At 64.4% G+C, this 15,733-nt stretch carries 11 protein-coding genes and 1 tRNA gene; 2 read left to right on the top strand and 10 right to left on the bottom strand.

The features are described from left to right. Positions 1-8: 8 nt before the first annotated feature. Both GMOLON4_RS05195 and GMOLON4_RS05200 read right to left on the bottom strand, forming a co-directional pair. On the bottom strand, positions 9-698 hold the full coding sequence (locus GMOLON4_RS05195; RefSeq protein WP_026935659.1) for a CE1759 family FMN reductase: 690 nt from the start codon (positions 696-698) through the stop codon (positions 9-11). 35 nt (positions 699-733) lie between these two features. Then, positions 734-1,903, bottom strand: a complete 1,170-nt coding sequence (locus tag GMOLON4_RS05200) for a CE1758 family FMN-dependent luciferase-like monooxygenase (RefSeq protein WP_026935658.1) — start codon at positions 1,901-1,903, stop codon at positions 734-736. A gap of 151 nt (positions 1,904-2,054) precedes the next feature. Between GMOLON4_RS05200 and GMOLON4_RS05205 the strand changes: the two genes are divergently transcribed. Then, positions 2,055-2,888 carry an aldo/keto reductase gene (locus GMOLON4_RS05205; protein WP_035731395.1) on the top strand — a complete coding sequence of 278 codons (834 nt, stop codon included), beginning with the start codon at positions 2,055-2,057 and terminating at the stop codon, positions 2,886-2,888. A 19-nt stretch (positions 2,889-2,907) separates the two neighbouring features. Here GMOLON4_RS05205 and GMOLON4_RS05210 read toward each other — a convergent pair whose 3' ends face one another. Next, positions 2,908-3,483: an acyl-CoA thioesterase gene (locus tag GMOLON4_RS05210; protein ID WP_106486697.1), complete on the bottom strand. Its 576-nt coding sequence runs from the start codon at positions 3,481-3,483 to the stop codon at positions 2,908-2,910. Positions 3,484-3,584: 101 nt separating this feature from the next. Further along, positions 3,585-4,676, bottom strand: a complete 1,092-nt coding sequence (locus GMOLON4_RS05215) for a Zn-dependent alcohol dehydrogenase (RefSeq protein ID WP_026935656.1) — start codon at positions 4,674-4,676, stop codon at positions 3,585-3,587. 691 nt (positions 4,677-5,367) lie between these two features. Here GMOLON4_RS05215 and GMOLON4_RS05220 point away from each other — a divergent pair. After that, positions 5,368-5,916 (top strand): 4'-phosphopantetheinyl transferase family protein, encoded by a 549-nt coding sequence (locus GMOLON4_RS05220; protein ID WP_146137552.1) that lies wholly within the window; start codon positions 5,368-5,370, stop codon positions 5,914-5,916. Here GMOLON4_RS05220 and GMOLON4_RS05225 read toward each other — a convergent pair. The 6 genes from GMOLON4_RS05225 to dnaG form a co-directional block, all read right to left on the bottom strand. After that, complete coding sequence (locus GMOLON4_RS05225) at positions 5,887-7,239, bottom strand: M1 family metallopeptidase (protein ID WP_051265842.1); 1,353 nt, start codon at positions 7,237-7,239, stop codon at positions 5,887-5,889. The two genes, GMOLON4_RS05220 and GMOLON4_RS05225, sit on opposite strands and share 30 nt — an antisense overlap. Positions 7,240-7,265: 26 nt before the next feature. Further along, positions 7,266-11,273: a Pls/PosA family non-ribosomal peptide synthetase gene (locus GMOLON4_RS05230; RefSeq protein ID WP_026935654.1), complete on the bottom strand. Its 4,008-nt coding sequence runs from the start codon at positions 11,271-11,273 to the stop codon at positions 7,266-7,268. Positions 11,274-11,442: 169 nt separating this feature from the next. Beyond that, positions 11,443-11,517, bottom strand: a tRNA-Asn gene (locus tag GMOLON4_RS05235). A 136-nt stretch (positions 11,518-11,653) separates the two neighbouring features. Next, a complete protein-coding gene (locus GMOLON4_RS05240; RefSeq protein ID WP_084147258.1) occupies positions 11,654-12,664 on the bottom strand; it encodes a D-isomer specific 2-hydroxyacid dehydrogenase family protein in 1,011 nt (336 codons plus the stop codon). Then, complete coding sequence (locus tag GMOLON4_RS05245; protein WP_051265839.1) at positions 12,664-13,713, bottom strand: ATP-binding cassette domain-containing protein; 1,050 nt, start codon at positions 13,711-13,713, stop codon at positions 12,664-12,666. The genes GMOLON4_RS05240 and GMOLON4_RS05245 overlap by 1 nt, the downstream gene beginning before the upstream one ends. A gap of 125 nt (positions 13,714-13,838) precedes the next feature. Next, complete coding sequence (gene dnaG / locus GMOLON4_RS05250) at positions 13,839-15,725, bottom strand: DNA primase (RefSeq protein WP_026935652.1); 1,887 nt, start codon at positions 15,723-15,725, stop codon at positions 13,839-13,841. Positions 15,726-15,733: the final 8 nt, after the last annotated feature.

Consider the following 15,733-nt stretch of genomic DNA (forward strand, 5'->3'; position numbering starts at 1 on the left):
TCGCGCGACTAGATCGCGCTGCCGCCAGTCGCGAGCTTCATCAGATCGGTGTTGAGATCGATGTCGTCGCCGCTGTTCGCGCTGCCGTAGTCGTGCTGGTAGCCCTCCCAGTTCTTCGACCGAAGCTCGCGGGTGAAGCGCGACTTCATGAGCAGCCACAGTTCGCGCGAGGCGCGGCGGATGCGGCGCGTCAGCGCCGGGTCGTTCCAGTCCTCGCTCGCCGCGAACAGTGAGGTCGGGACCACGAGCGCGCGGAGGTAGGCGAACTGCGACCGCATCGACCCGTCAACAACCAGCGCGTGGCGCGCGGTGCCCGCGGTCGCCTCGAGGATGACCGGCGTGCCAATCAAGGCGTCCCGGTCGAGCAGCTGGAAGAATCCGCTAAACAGTGCCGAGGCCTCCGCCTTGAACACCGGAGTGGCGGCGATCACGCCATCCGCCTTCGCAATGGTTTCATTGGCCTTCTCGAGCTCCGGACTGGTCAACCCGCTCACCAAGCCGTTGCCAATCTCGGGCCTCAGGTCGCGCAGCTCGATGACCGAGACGCGCAGTTCCGCGCCCTCCTCGAGCGCAGTTTGCGCGAGGCAGTCGCGCGTCTTCTCGGCGAGCATCGCGGTCGACGACGGGTTCGACGTGCCCGCGTTGACCACGACGAGGTTGTAGACGTTGTCTTCGGGAAGCTGGTTGGTGTCAGTCACTTGGGAGTCTCCTGTTCGGCTGTTGGGCAACGCGTTTATTCGTCGCCAGCTGCGATGTCGATGTAGGGCGAGCCGCCAGTCACGTTGTCACCGCGGTTCGCTGCCGGGCGCGGCTGGCGAGGCGCCTCATCCCCGTACTTTGCATTGACGAGGCTCTCGTGCGTGGGCGCATCCGCCGATTCGGGGTCGCGGCGCGACTCGATCTCCTTGCGCACCACCGGGATGACCTCGGTACCGAGCAGTTCGATCTGCTCGAGCACGATCTCGAGGGGCAGACCCGCGTGGTCCTGCAGGAACAGCTGGCGCTGGTAGTCGCCGAAGGAGTCGTGGAAGGTCAGGATCTTGTCGATAACCTGCTGGACGCTCCCCACGGCAAGCGGGGTGCTGGACGAGAACTGCTCGAGCGTCGGGCCGTGGCCGTACACCGGAGCCTCGTTGAAGTAGGGGCGGAACTCCTCGAACGCGGCCTGCGTCGTCTTGCCGATGTGGACCTGCCCACCGAGACCGACGATCGCCTGCTTCTTGGTGCCGTGACCGTAGTGCTCGAAACGCTCGCGGTAGAAATTCACGAGGCGAACGGCGTGATCGGTCGGCCAGAAGATGTGGTTGTGGAAGAAGCCGTTGCCGTAGTACGCGGCCTGCTCCGCGATCTCAGGGGTGCGGATCGAACCGTGCCACACGAACGGGGGCACGTCGTCCAGGGGACGCGGGGTCGAGGTGAAGCCCTGGAGTGCGGTGCGGAACTTGCCCTCCCAGTCGACGACGTCCTCGCGCCACAGGCGGTGCAGCAGGTTGTAGCTCTCGAGGGCGAGCGGCAGTCCTTGACGGATGTCCTTACCGAACCAGGGGTAGACGGGCGCGGTGTTACCGCGGCCGAGCATGAGGTCCATGCGACCGCCCGACACGTGCTGCAGCATCGCGTATTCCTCGGCGATGCGCACCGGGTCGTTCGTCGTGATGAGCGTCGTCGAGGTTGTCAGGACGATGCGTTCGGTCTGCGCGGCGATTGCGGCAAGCAGGGTCGTCGGTGAGGACGAGAAGAACGGCGGGTTGTGGTGCTCGCCGACTGCGAAGACGTCGAGGCCGACCTCTTCGGTCTTCTTCGCGATGGCAATCGCGGCCTGGATGCGCTCCGCCTCGCTCGGCGTCTCGCCGGTGATGGGATTGCGGGTGACGTCGCTAACCGACATGATTCCGAACTGCATGGCACTCTCCTGATTGGGATTCGATCCTGGATGGATTTCTATGCGTTTACATGGATATCTAACGTGGCTATCTGAAGACTATTCCCGCATGCCCGAAATTCACCGGTGCATCCTGCACGATGGAGTGACTGCGAAACCGGAGGTGCCCACCATGTCGTTCGAATCAACCGTCATGTTGCCGTCTGGTGCGGCGATGCCCCGCATCGGACTCGGAACCCATGAGATTTCCGGAGCGTCGGGCCCGGACGCGATCGCGGCTGGAATCGCGGCAGGTTATCGACTCCTCGACACCGCCATCGCGTATGGCAACCACGCCGAGGTCGGCGAGGGGATGCGACGCTCGGGTGTACCCCGTGACGAGCTGTTTCTGACGACCAAGGTGCGTCGACGAACCGCGGGCGCCGAGGATGCGAGGGTGCGCATCCAGGAATCGTTTCAGGAACTGGGCCTCGAACGTCTCGACCTGCTGCTCATCCATGGGCCAAATGCATCCCGCGAGGTCGCGATTGATACGTGGCGTGGGCTGATCTCGGCAAGGGCTGCGGGGCTCGTGACCGACATCGGCGTGTCGAACTTTTCGCCCGCGCAGATTCTGCAGCTTGAGGATGCGACCGGTGTGCTGCCAGCGGTGAGCCAGGTGCAGCTGAGCCCAGCGCTGCAGCGCCGCGAGGATGTCTCCTTCTATCTCGAGCGAGGCATCGTGCCGATGGCATGGTCGCCCCTCGGTGTGGCGCACGGGGTGCTTGAGGATGCGGTGGTGCTGCGGCTCGCTGCGACGCACGGCGTCTCGCCCGCCGCGATCGCGATTCGCTGGGGCATGCAGCGCGGGCACGTCGTGATCCCGAAATCAGGCTCCGCGGAACGGCAGCGCGGGAATCTTCGCGCGCTGGAGATCGAGCTGTCGGATGCCGAGATGGCCTCGCTTGAGGCGCTCGACGTCGCGGTGGAGTCCGAGTGGGAGGCCCAGAATCGCGCGGCCTGGTGATGCTGTTGGATGCGCGACGTTACTTACCGCGGGGTGCGGTGGGTGCGGGCTCAGGCCAAACGTTGGGAGCATCCGCCTTCGCCGGCGGAAGCCGGACCGATTCGGCCCACTCGTGAATGGCTGGGTCGACTCGCCACGACACCCAGTCGTAGCCGGTGACCTCGTTGAGTTCCGGCACCTTGAGCGGCCCGACACCCTTCTTAATCAGTCGGCCCTTGATGATGCCGCGTGCGTACAGCTCATCGTTCACGACGAAGCGCTGCTCGATGTAGAAGTTGCGGTCGTCCGTGCCGATGAAGCGCGACTCGATGTCGAACGCCTGAAAGAGCTTGAGCGACTTTCGGTACGTCATCGTGTTGGACGCGACGACGGCGTAGATGCCTTGAGCCGAGAGCACCTTGTCGAGACCGGTGCGGGCGAGCAGATTTACGCGCCCCAAGTCGAGATAAGAAAAGTACCGGCCATTGTTCATGTGGAGAAGAAAATCGACGTCGGTGGGGAGCACGCGGTAGCGGATGCGTGACACCGCCGTGACGTCGAGCTTGGGGAGACGCTTGCTCCGGAAGAAAACGGCGAGGATCCACTGCAACCACATGTTCACTCGACCGATTATGGCGAGCAAGCAAACGGCGAGCCACCGCATTGTGGAACTTCCACAAGGGTGGCTCGCCGTTTTAGTTGCGCTGCGTGCGTGCGTTACGAGAAGTCGGTGATGACGACGCGGTTGACCTTCGGGTCCTTGAGTCGCTCGTAGCCGGCGTTGATGTCGCTGAGCGAGATCTCCTCCGAGACGAGGTCGTCGAGGTTCAGGCGGCCGTTCAGGTAGAGGTCGGCGAGCGTGGCGATGTCACGCTTCGGGACGCCCGAACCCATGAAGACACCCTGGACCGCCTTGCGGTCGAAGATGTTCGGGAGGCTCGCGAGCTCGAACGTGTTGCCGGACATACCGATCTGATAGAGCGTGCCGCCGCGGTCGAGCATGTCGTAACCCTGACGAGCGGTGGCGCCGATACCCACGATGTCGAAAGCGTACTTCACGCCGTAACCGTCGGTGAGTTCCTTAACCGCCGCCACCGGGTCGGTGTTGCCCGAGTTGATGACGTGGGTTGCGCCGAAGGACTTCGCAGTCTCCAGCGTTTCGTCGTTGAGGTCGATCACGATGATCTTCGAGGCACCGGCAAGCACCGCACCGCTGATCGCGTTGAGGCCCACGCCACCGGCGCCGATGATCGCAACGGCTTCCCCGCGCTGCACCTTGGCGGCGTTCAGGACGGCTCCGGTACCAGTGACGACACCACAGCCGAGCACGGCGGCCTGCGGGAACGGCATTTCGTCGGGGAGCTTGACGAGCATATTCTCATGCACGAGCGCTTCCTGCGCGAAGCCACCCAGGGCCATACCCTGCGTGAGTGCTTGGCCGTTTGCGTCCGTGATGCGCGGGGTTTCGCCCTCGCCGCGGACGGTGTCCCCCGGGTTACGGCAGAGGCCAACCTCGCCTGAGAGGCACGTCTCGCACTTGCCGCAGAACTGCACGAGGCAGCCAGCGACGTGGTCGCCTACCTCGAACGTCGTGACGTTCGGGCCGATCTTGGTGACAACGCCGGCGATCTCGTGACCAAGCACGGCGGGCGGCGGATAGTTCACCTCGTTCTTCATTTCCATGAGGTCGCTACCGCACAGGCCCGAGGCCTTGAGCTCAACGAGCACCTCGTTGCCGACCGGGTCAGCAAGCGTGACGTCTTCTTCAACCCAGCCCGCGCCGAGTTCGCGAACAACCATTGCCTTCATCGATTCCTCCAAATCGTTGTAACGACGGTGTCTTTTCACGTTAGTCCTCGCCCTGGGGAGAACCCGGGCAGTCTCGAGCCAGCCCGTGCTGGGATATTGGATGCGCGCGCATGGATCTCGGTGCTGGGCCGGGCTGTGCTGGGCCGGGCTGTGCTGGGCTGGCCGTGCTGGCCCGGCCGTGCTGGCCCCGGTCGTGCTGGCACAGCACCTGTCCGGCGCTGGCTCAAAAATTCAAGCCCCGCAGGAGTTCTGGCGTGAAATTTCAAGCCATGCGCGCATCCGGGTTTGAAACTTCAAGCCACGCGGATGCTGGCCTAAAAATTCCAGCCAAATCCGTCCCACCGAGGTGATATCACCTCGGTGGACACCCCTCGGCAGAAACTTTCAAACCGCGTCAACGCTGGTCTCAAATTTCAAGCCGTCAAGCCTGCACGGCGTCAAACTTCAAGCCGTCAAGCCTGCACGGCGTCAAAATTCGCACCCGCCAGCGTCCGCGGCGTCAAAGTTCAGGCCGAACACCGAGCACGATGGACCGCCCTGCGGACCTGCTCGCCGTTTGATGCACTGCACGTAAGTCTGAAGCTCAGGGGCGCTGCAGACTCGCCCGAACTCGCCCGACTCCCCCGCGAGTACAACTTCGCATCCCTTCCAGCGGACCGGTCGTCGCTGCGGATCGCTGTACGCTTCGGGGATGGATGCTGAATCGGTGCTGGCGCGGCCGGACGGAGTGCGAATCGCCTGGACGACGACCACTGCTTCACACCGCCGCGAGGCATCCCGCCAGCTCCTTCGCGAACTCATCGAGCCAACACAAGGCGAGATCGGTTTTCAACAACAGTGCCCAATTTGTGCCGCTCGTGACCACGGGCCGCTCTATGTACAACTAACCGACACGGTGCCTGCACCGTCCAGGACTCCACGGCTAGTCAGCGTGAGCTACGCGGGTCCGTTTGCTATTGCCGCCGTGGCACCATCCGAATCATCGGCATTCGCGATTGACGCCGAAATTGATTCGGACCGCACTCGGGCCGCAGTAAAAGAAGCGCTCGGTCCGGATACACCTGACCACAGCATCCGCGCGTGGACGCGGCTTGAGGCCATTGCCAAAGCACACCAAACCGGGCTGCGGGGTGAATGGACCGAGCCGGATACGACCGACTTCGAAATCACCGACCTGCAACTGCCGCGGACTGAACCCTCCGTGATTGTGTCAATCGCGCGGCGTCGACACTTGTGTTGACACGTCGCCAGCCACAAACGACGGCAATTGCGGCAATGCAGTGTCGTACAACCAGTGCTGCCATAGATCGGCCTGTGGTGGAATACCGCCAACCTCCTCGACCAGGGCAATGAAATCAGCGCTCACCACGAGCTGGTGTGCGCGTTCCACAGCCCACCGACGCAGTAGATTGCGGAACGACATCTCGCCAATCGTGCGCCGAATCGACTCCAAGAGCAGGGCACCGCGTTTATAGACGCGATCGTCGAAGAGGTCCCGGGCTCCGGGGTCAGCGAGTTGCAAGTCTTGCGGCTCGCCCATGAGTCGTTCGTGGTGCCGCTCTGCGCACTGCGCAATCGTCGGGCCGCCGGACGACTCGGACCACACCCATTCGGCGTAGCAAGCAAAACCCTCATTGAGCCAAATATCTTCCCACTGCCGAATTCCGACGCTGTTGCCAAACCACTGGTGCGCGAGCTCGTGCGCGAGGAGCCGGTGCTCGCTCGGCTCGCAATGATTGATGCCGAACGTCGCCATTCCCTGCGCCTCGAGAGGAATCTCGAGTTCGTCCGCAGTGACGACCGTCGTGAGGTCTTCTTGCGGGTACGGACCAAACCAGTCTTCAAACACCTCCAGCATTCGCGGCGTCGACGCGAACGCGTCGCGAACGCGCGGCCACTGCGACTTCGGCGTGAGGATGCGACCCCTCCCGAGGGGATATTCCCGATATTCGCCGACGTGGGCGGCTAGGAGATAGGTCGCCGTAGGCACGTTACTTGCAAACATCCATGTTCGTTTCCCGCCTCGAGTCGTCACCGGACCTGGCACACCAGTTACTGCGACAAAATACTCCTGATCACAGGTAAACCGCACCTCGTAGGTCGCACGATCATCGACTCGGTCATTGCATGGAAACCAGGTGGGCGCACCAGTTGGCTGCGACGCCACGAGCGCACCATTGTCGAGTTCCTCCCAACCGATCTGCCCCCAAATGGATCGAGTGGGTGCGGGGCGCCCCGCGTACTCAATCGCAATCTCCATTTCCTCGCCAGGCGCAAGGATGCGATCAAACTTCACCTGGATACTGCGACGGTCCTGCGCGACCTGACTGTGGAGCCACCCGTCGACCCGTATTTTCGCCACCTTGAGACCAACGAGATCAACTGATAGCGATCTCGTCGTGGCAAGCACGCGAATGCGAAGCGTCGCGGTGCCCTCGAGACGGTTTTTCCGCGGTATGTAGTCGAGGTCGAGCCGATAGTGCAAGACGGCATACCGCGTATCACCGGAGTTCGGCGTGTAGCGGTTTGGGGCAGGTTCGGCTGTCGTGGAAAGTGAGGTCATCAAAGCATTTCAGCGCCGGAGCGCGGTTAGTTGGTGGATTGATAGGCGCGCACTTTCACTGCGCGCCATGGGCCGATTGGGTTCCCGCTCCATCGCGAACCTACGGGCACGCTTTCGCCTCGCATCACGAGTGAAGCAGGCCCGACCGTCGCGTGAGCGCCGATTACTGCTGCGGGCAAGATTACGCTGTGGGGTCCGAGCGTCGCGCCCGCCTCGAGCTCGACAGTGTCGGTGCTCATGATGCGATCGTGGAAGAGGTGGGTCTGTACGACGCAACCGCGATTTACGGTCGACCCGTCACCCAGCGTGACGAGATCCGGTTCTGGCAGCCAGTAGGTATCGCACCAGACGCCGTGGCCGATCTTTGCGCCAAGGGAGCGCAGCCACACTGCCATCGCGGGAGTACCAATCGCGGCGCGCGCGAACCAGGGCGCCGCGAGCATCTCGGTGAAGGTGTCGCTCACCTCCGTGCGCCAGACAAAACTTGACCAGAGTGGATGCTCGCCCGGGCGAATCGGTCCGACGATCACCCATTTCGCGACAGTCGTGATGCCGGCGGCGACCGCTCCGGCGACAAGCATTACGACACCGGAAAGCAGCACGGTAATCACCGGGCCGGTCTCGAGCCAGAGCCACGCAAAGGTGAACAGCACGCCAAGGCCAAGTCCGACGGTCAGAAATACCGGCACAATGCGGCACAGTTCCCATGCCGTTCGAAGGATACGCAACCGTGCCCCGGGGTTGTAGGTGCGCTCATCCTCAACGTCTTGAGTCTGCCGACGTAGACGCGCGGGCGGCGAGCCCAGCCACGAGGAGCCGGCCTTTGCCTTCGAAGGCGCAACCGAGAGCACCGCGACGAGCGAGTTCTTAGGCACCTTGTGTCCCGGTCCAGCGATTCCCGAGTTCCCGACGAACGCGCGCCTTCCGATGCGCACCTCGCCGATTCGCATCCAGCCACGGTGTAGTTCGTAGGATGCGATCATCGTGTCGTCGGCGAGGAAAGCACCGTCATTAATGCGCACCATCTTGGGCAGCAGCAAGACAGTGGATGCTTCAACGTTCTTCCCGACCTTGGCTCCCAGCATCCGCAACCACACCGGGGTGAAAAGGCCCGAGTACAGCGGGAACAGGAAATTACGTGCGGAGTCGAGGAGTCGTTCCGTCGTCCACGCCTGCCACCCAGCGCGACTGTGCACTGGGAAGACGCCTTCGCGCATCCCGATCGAGCAGAATCGAACGAGTAGGACTACGGCACCGGCATAAACAACTCCGGTAACCAGCGTGGCCGGAACGAGCCATACGACTGCGCCGCCGAGCGCGGCAAGGAGCGTTTCGGCACCCTGAATGCCGAAGCTGACGACGAGCGCGCCTGCTGCAAAAGCAACGAACGGCAACAGCGCCAGCAACACCGAAGACAGGCCGTACGCGAACTTCCAGATGGCTCGCTGAGGCGCGACCTCGAGGGGCCAGCCATCAAGGGTTTGGCGCCGCTGCGAGTCTTTCGCACCGCCGATTCGCACCGCGGGCGAACCCGCCCACAGCTGGTCTGCCTTGACCCGTCCGAATACGGCAGACCCTGGCGCAATCTCGGCCCCGTCGTCGATTCGGGTTCCGGGAGCGAGTGTCGATCGCGCGCCAACTGACACGTTGCGCCCGATCTGCACTGCACCGAGGCGGAGCAGGTCGCCGTCAATCCAGTAGCCCGTGAGGTCCACCTCAGGCTCGATCGCGGATCCGCCGCCGATCTCGAGCATCCCGGTAATGGGCGGAAGGGTGTGGAGACTCACATCGCGGTCGATTTTTGCGCCGAGTGCCCGTGCGTAGACGATCACCCATGGCGCGCCCGAGAGTCCAACCGCATCGATCTGACTCGCGAACTGTTCGGCAAGCCACAGTCGCATGTGGACCACGCCACCGCGCGGATAGTCGCCGGGTTTCACGCCCGCCAGCAGAATACGGGCGACGATGACGGCGATCGTCATCCGGCCAAACGGAGTCGAGACGATCACGAGCGCAATCACGAGCACCCACCACGGGACCGAAGGAAGCACCGCAAATGCTTCGTTATCAATCGCTCGAAGGATCGTCCCCGCCGTGAGCAGGTAGAGAAGCCAGCGAATGCCGCTCGCGATAAAGAGCGGGATGCCCGCGAGGGTTTGCGCCCACTGGGTACGTTTTGGCGTGGGTTGCGGCTGGTGATAGCTCTCGGGATCCGCCTTTTCCTCGGTCGCGGCGATCGCTTTCGCCATCGCCGCGAGCCTCGGCACATCGTAGATATCGGCAACCGTAAACTCGGGTACTCGGACGCGGATGCGCGACACGAGTTGTGCGGCCGCGAGCGACCCGCCACCGAGATCGAAGAAGTCGGCGCTCGTGGATGGGACCGCGGCGCCGAGTACCGATTGCCACTGCTCGGCAAGCCACCGTTCGGTTTCCGAAAGCTCCGGATCGTTTTCGATGCCTTCTTCGGCCCCGGCCCCCGCGATCGGCCACGGTAGCGCGGCACGGTCAACCTTGCCGGAAGTACGAATCGGCAGTTCGTCTACCACGGCGAGTAGCGGCATCACGCCTGCCGCGAGCCGCGAGGCGAGATACTCGCGAGCATGGGCTCGGTCAAGTTCCCCGCCGTTGCCCTCAACCACGAGGTAACCGACGAGGACGGGGACTCCCGCCTCAGTTTCTCGCACGGCAGCCGCGGCCGCGGTGACGCCGGGCAAATCTTGCAACGCATTCTCGACTTCGCCGAGTTCGATTCGGCGTCCGCCGACCTTCACCTGGTCATCGGCACGGCCAAGGAACATGAGGCCGGTCTCCTCAAAACGGACGAGGTCGCCGGATCGGTAGGCGCGATCCCATCCGAGGGACGGCATCGGGGCATACTTCTCGGCGTCCTTTGCCGGATCGAGATAACGCGCGAGACCAACACCACCGATGATCAGCTCGCCCTGCTCCCCCGGCGCGACACGCTTGCCCTCGGCGTCGACAACTGCAAGATCCCACCCATCCAGCGGCAGGCCAATGCTCACGGGGGTCACCCCATCCAACTGGCAACCGCACGACACTACCGTTGCCTCGGTGGGCCCGTACGTGTTCCAGATTTCACGGCCTGGCTCGACGAGCCTGGCAACGAGCTCCGGCGGACACGCCTCGCCCCCGACAATGAGCAGTCGCACGTTCTCGATGGCCTCCGCGGGCCACATCGCAGCGAGGGTGGGAACGGTCGAGACCACGGAGATACTCTGGCGCACCAACCATTGGGCAAGATCCTCCCCCGACCGGACGAGCGCGCGTGGCGCCGGGACAAGGCATGCACCGTGTCGCCACGCGAGCCACATTTCCTCACACGACGCGTCGAACGCGACTGACAGCCCCGCGAGCACGCGGTCGCCAGGAGCAAGCGGATCCTGTTGCAGGAACATGTTCGCTTCGGCATCGACGAATGCGGCCGCGGAGCGGTGAGTCACCGCGACGCCCTTGGGCACACCCGTAGAACCCGAGGTAAAGATGACCCACGCGTCGTCCTCGAGTTGTGGAAAGCCGGTGTCGGCAGCGGTCTCGGCAGCGCGCGTTGAGTCGCCTTCGTCAGCGTCACGCGTGTCCGGATGCGGCGGCCGGCTCGGCTGGTAGCCATCGTTCGTGATGATTCCCGCGACTTTGGCCTCGCCAAAGACGAGCTGTGCACGCTCCTCCGTGTCATCAGCATCAACCGGAACGTATGCGGCGCGAGCACGCAAAATGCCGAGAATCGCGATGTAAAGATCTTGCGAACCGGAATCAACCCGGACGCCAACTCGGTCTCCCGGACGAACACCGAGGTCTCGCAGCGCATTCGCCGTCGCCTCGACTTCCTCGAGTAGTTGAGAATAACTCAGCGCAGCGGAGCCGTCGTCGATTGCCGAGGCATCGGGATGCTGCGCGGCTGTCGCCCAAAGAATATCGATCAGTGTGCGGGGATCAGGCGCAGCGGATGCGCGACTGAGTACCGCCTGCGAGTGATGAGATTCAGAGGCCGACGGTTCTTGTGCTGAACGCATTTCCAATTGCTTGGGTACTCCTTGATCGAGATCCGACAACGTCACGAGCAAATCCGGCGCAAAAAGATTCCAGTGCGAGAAAGCCGAGATCAATCATGGCATCGAAAAGAGAATGGCGTGGTCATGTGGAGGCCCATTCCTGGTACTTCCGCATGACCACGCCATACATTGGCTCCCCGAGTTGGATTCGAACCAACAACCTGCCGGTTAACAGCCGGCTGCTCTGCCGTTGAGCTATCGGGGATGACAACTTGACTACTATAACGCGAACTTTCGGTCTAAGTAAAATCGAGCCTGCACCATCCGCGTGTCCCGCATCCTGGTGCGGATCACACCGTTGTCATTCGCGAGATTTCGACCGCGCGCGGACACGCACGCAATCAGTACCCAAGCCGCGGATCGGCGACGCCGACAAACTCCCCCGTCTCCAGGAACGCCCGCACGTTGTCGCGGATGCGCTGCTCGAGCAGCGGCTGCACCATCTCGGGAGTGTCCGCGGTGTGCGGCGTCACGACGCAACGCTCGTGCGAGTACAGCGGATGCCCGGCGGGCAGCGGCTCCGGGTCGGTCACGTCGAGGCCAGCCCCAAAAATCATGCCGGCGTCCAAAGCAGCAACCAGCGCATCCGTGTCAACGAGCTTGCCACGCGCAATATTGACCAGCACGGCGGACGGCTTCATGCTCGCCAATCGCGAGGCATCGATCAGCGCACGGGTCTCGTCAGTACTCGCGGCGGCGAGCATCACGACGTCGGCCTCCGGCAGCACCACATCGAGCTCATCTGTCGTCACGGTGAGATCCGCGGCAGCTACGGGCACGGAACGGCGCCGCACCACCGTGGTGCGTGCCCCAAACGACTCAAGCAGCCGCAGGTACTCGAGCGCGATGCCACCCGCACCAACGACCACGACATTCGCGCCGTAGAGCGATTGCCCCGAAGACTCGCCCCAGGACGTCGCCCGCAGCCGCATGGGCAGCTGACGAAGCGTCGCGAGCGTCAGCGTCAGCGCGTGCTCGGCAACCGGCTGCGCGTACGACCCCTTCGCCGAGGTGAAGAGCACGCCCCGCTCCGCGGCAGGAATGAGCGCCTTGCCATACGCGTCGATGCCGGCGAACGGCAGCTGCACCCATCCGATGCCAGGATGCGCATCCAGGGTCCGCACCAGCGTGTCGACATCGCGCGTGGTCGTGTAGATCAGCCCGCGTGTCGCATCCGACAGCGGTGCCACGACTCCCCCGGCCTCGCGGACGGCAACGCCGTCGGCAAACTCGCTGCCCTCGGGCAGAATCGCGATCGAGCCGGGCTCGGGCCGAGCCTCGGCGGGCAGGATGCGAGGGGCCTCCGCCAGGACCTCGTCGTGGGTGAACTCTCCGCTCGTTCCGCGGTCCATCACTTCTCCTTATTGAATCGGTCGAATTCGGGACGGCTCTCGATGAGCTTCGCTCGTTCGGCCTTCTCGGCCTCGAGCCGTGCCTCTTCCGCATCCGCCTCGGGATCGGGGAACAAACCGCGAACGACTCGATCGACCGCGGCGTCTGTGTCCTTCGTGAGCGTACCTGGAAGCGGCGTGCGGGCGTAGTCGCGGGCCTCGCGCATCCGAACCAGGTACGGGTCCGTGGCGTCGCACAGGACTTCCTCGATATTGCCCTGGGCGATGACAAATCCGCGATGGCACACGAGCATGTCCTGCGTGAGCCGCTCGACCGTCGCGAGCTCGTTGCTGATCACGATCACGCTCATTTGGCGCACCCGGTTGAGCCTCTCGAGCAGCGACATGATCGCGGGCTGCGCGAAGATGTCCACGCCCTGCGTCGGCTCGTCCACGATGAGCACACGCGGCTCGATGATCAGGGCCTGCGCGAACGCGACGCGCTGCCGCTGGCCCCGGCTGAGCTCGAACGGAAAGCGGTTGAGGGTGCCGAGCTCGAGGTCGACGGCATCGATGAGGAGCGCCGCTGCCCGACCGAGGGCGCGCCGGTCAAAGTCGCGATCGCGGCTAAGCACCGGCTCGGCGATGTTCTCTGCGACGGTGAGGTCGTTGCGCAGGCGATCGCCTGATTCGGGCGCGAGGTACCCGACATCGAGGGTCAGCCGGCGCTGGTCGTCCCGCGTTGGTTTCCGCAGATCGATGCCCGCAACCTCCGCGTTTCCGCCCGAGATCCAGGGCCAGTCCACTTCCTTCTCACGCAGCATCGCGCGACCCGACAGCACCCGGCCGAGCGAGCTCTTGCCGCTGCCCGAGGCTCCGACGACGCCGAGAATCCCGCCGCGCGGCAGGTCGATCGACACGCCGGAGAGCACGCGCCGATCGTCGGCGGCCAGGTGCGGGCCAAAGGAGATGGACAGGTCGCGGGTGCGCACCACGGGCTTGAAACCGGCAGGTTGTTCGTCGGCAGGATGCGCGCCCACGTGGGGCTCGTCGATCTTGGTGGAACTCATGCGAGCAGCCTAGCCGGGCGCCGTGCCCAACCCGCCGATGCGACGTGGCTCAGTGCCAATAACCATCCGGAGTCGGATGCGCGGCCCGGCTGGTGCGCGGGCAGCCAGCCAGCGTCCAGCCAGCGTCACACCTGCTGTTCGAGGCTCTCGCGCACGTCGCGCTTGCGGCGCTCAACATCCACTAGCTTCTCGCTCAGCTCGCGGTGGCGCAGCGGGTCGATCTCGATGTCGGTGCGACGCAGCTCACCGAGGAGCTCCGCCTTCCGGTGCAGCAGGTCTCGCTCGACGAGCGCGGCCGCCATCGAGCGCACGTAGGCCGCGACCTGTTCGGGACCGTTGCCCGCCGGTAGCGGCGCCATCGAGAGGTCGTTCACGAGCGGCATGAAGGAGCTCGGCACTTCCTCCTGCACGCGAGGCAGCCACTGCGGCGTGCCGAGGTCGGCCTGGGTGGCGATAATCGCATCCCGCACGATCGACAGCGTCGAGTTCGAGAACTCGGCGTCGAGCACGTTGTTGAGCTGCGCATCCGAGAGCATCTTCGGGTACTGCAGGATCGCCGAGAGCGTGTCCCGCTCGAGGCGCGTGACGGGATCGTTCGGGAGGTCCTGCATCCGCACCGCCGGCACGGTGTAGCCTCCGGCCGCAGCCATCTCCTCCGGCGAGTAGTCCGGCGGGTAGTCGGATGCGCGCTGCTGCTGCCGCTCGGCGCTCGCTACGGCCGCGCGCACCTGCTCGAGGTCCATCCCGAGCCAGCCCGAGAGCTGCCGTTCGTACTCGGGCCGCAGGGCTCGGTCGCGGATGCCCACGATGATCGGCGCGGCCTCGCGGAGCGCGGCGACCCGACCCTCGGCGGTGCGCAGGTTGTGCTTGCGCAGCTGCTCGCGAATCACGAACTCGTACATCGGCTGCGGATTCTCGACCATGCTGCGCACGGCCTGGTCACCGCGGTGAAGCCGCAGGTCACACGGGTCGAAGCCCTCCGGGGCGACGGCGACGAAGGTCTGCGCGACGAAGCGGTTCTCCTCCGCGAACGCACGCATCGCGGCCTTGCGGCCGGCTTCGTCCGGGTCGAAGTTGAAGATGACGCGGCCTCGGTGCGACTCGTCGTCCATGATGCGCCGCAGCACCTTGATATGGTCGACGCCGAAGGCCGTGCCACAGGTCGCGACGGCCGTGGTCACGCCGGCGAGGTGCGCGGCCATGACGTCGGTATAGCCCTCGACCACGACCACCTCGTGGCTGCGGCCGATGTCCTTCTTTGCGAGGTCGAGCCCGTAGAGTACGCGCGACTTGTGGTAAATCTCGGTCTCGGGGGTATTGAGGTACTTCGGGCCTTTGTCCTCGTCGAGCAGCTTGCGCGCGCCGAAGCCGACCGTCTGCCCCGAGGTGTCGCGGATCGGCCAGATCACGCGGCCGCGGAAGCGGTCATAGCTCGAGCCGCGCTCGTTCGTGGACACGAGCCCCGCATCCTGCATCTCCTGCATCGAGAAGCCGCGGCCGCGCAGGTGCTTGGTCAGCGCATCCCACGACTGCGGGGCGAAGCCCACGCCGAAGCGCGCCGCCGCGGCCGGGTCGAAGCCGCGGCCGCCGAGGAAATCGCGCGCGGGCTGCGCCTCCGCGGTCGAAAGCTGGCCCTGGAAGAACTGCTCGGCCTCGCCCGTCGCGGCCAGCAGGCGAACGCGCTTCGAGTGATCGGGAGCCTCGCCGCCGTCCTCGTAGGTCAGCTGGTAGCCGAGCTTGCCCGCGAGCTTCTCGACGGCCTCGACGAAGGTGACGTGATCCATCTTCTGCAGGAAGCTGAATACGTCGCCCGACTCGCCGCAGCCGAAGCAGTGATAGAAGCCGAGCTGCGGGCGCACGTGGAATGAGGGCGTGCGCTCGTCGTGGAAGGGGCACAGTCCCTTCTTCGAGCCAACACCGGCGGACTTCAGCGTGACGTATTCGCCAACGACGTCCTCAATGTTGGTGCGAGCACGAATCTCATCAATGTCAGATCTCCGGATACGCGCCATGCCCGAAT

Source organism: Gulosibacter molinativorax (assembly GCF_003010915.2).
Classification (GTDB): Bacteria; Actinomycetota; Actinomycetes; order Actinomycetales; family Microbacteriaceae; genus Gulosibacter; species Gulosibacter molinativorax.

What these genes read in the sequence shown, in the direction of transcription:
- GMOLON4_RS05220 (WP_146137552.1), top strand. Translation starts at nt 5,368, where the DNA reads ATGGATGCTGAATCGGTGCTGGCGCGGCCGGACGGAGTGCGAATCGCC.
- GMOLON4_RS05200 (WP_026935658.1), bottom strand. Translation starts at nt 1,903, where the DNA reads ATGCAGTTCGGAATCATGTCGGTTAGCGACGTCACCCGCAATCCCATC.
- GMOLON4_RS05210 (WP_106486697.1), bottom strand. Translation starts at nt 3,483, where the DNA reads ATGTGGTTGCAGTGGATCCTCGCCGTTTTCTTCCGGAGCAAGCGTCTC.
- GMOLON4_RS05240 (WP_084147258.1), bottom strand. Translation starts at nt 12,664, where the DNA reads ATGGACCGCGGAACGAGCGGAGAGTTCACCCACGACGAGGTCCTGGCG.
- GMOLON4_RS05205 (WP_035731395.1), top strand. Translation starts at nt 2,055, where the DNA reads ATGTCGTTCGAATCAACCGTCATGTTGCCGTCTGGTGCGGCGATGCCC.
- GMOLON4_RS05245 (WP_051265839.1), bottom strand. Translation starts at nt 13,713, where the DNA reads ATGAGTTCCACCAAGATCGACGAGCCCCACGTGGGCGCGCATCCTGCC.
- GMOLON4_RS05230 (WP_026935654.1), bottom strand. Translation starts at nt 11,273, where the DNA reads ATGCGTTCAGCACAAGAACCGTCGGCCTCTGAATCTCATCACTCGCAG.
- GMOLON4_RS05225 (WP_051265842.1), bottom strand. Translation starts at nt 7,239, where the DNA reads ATGACCTCACTTTCCACGACAGCCGAACCTGCCCCAAACCGCTACACG.
- GMOLON4_RS05215 (WP_026935656.1), bottom strand. Translation starts at nt 4,676, where the DNA reads ATGAAGGCAATGGTTGTTCGCGAACTCGGCGCGGGCTGGGTTGAAGAA.
- dnaG (WP_026935652.1), bottom strand. Translation starts at nt 15,725, where the DNA reads ATGGCGCGTATCCGGAGATCTGACATTGATGAGATTCGTGCTCGCACC.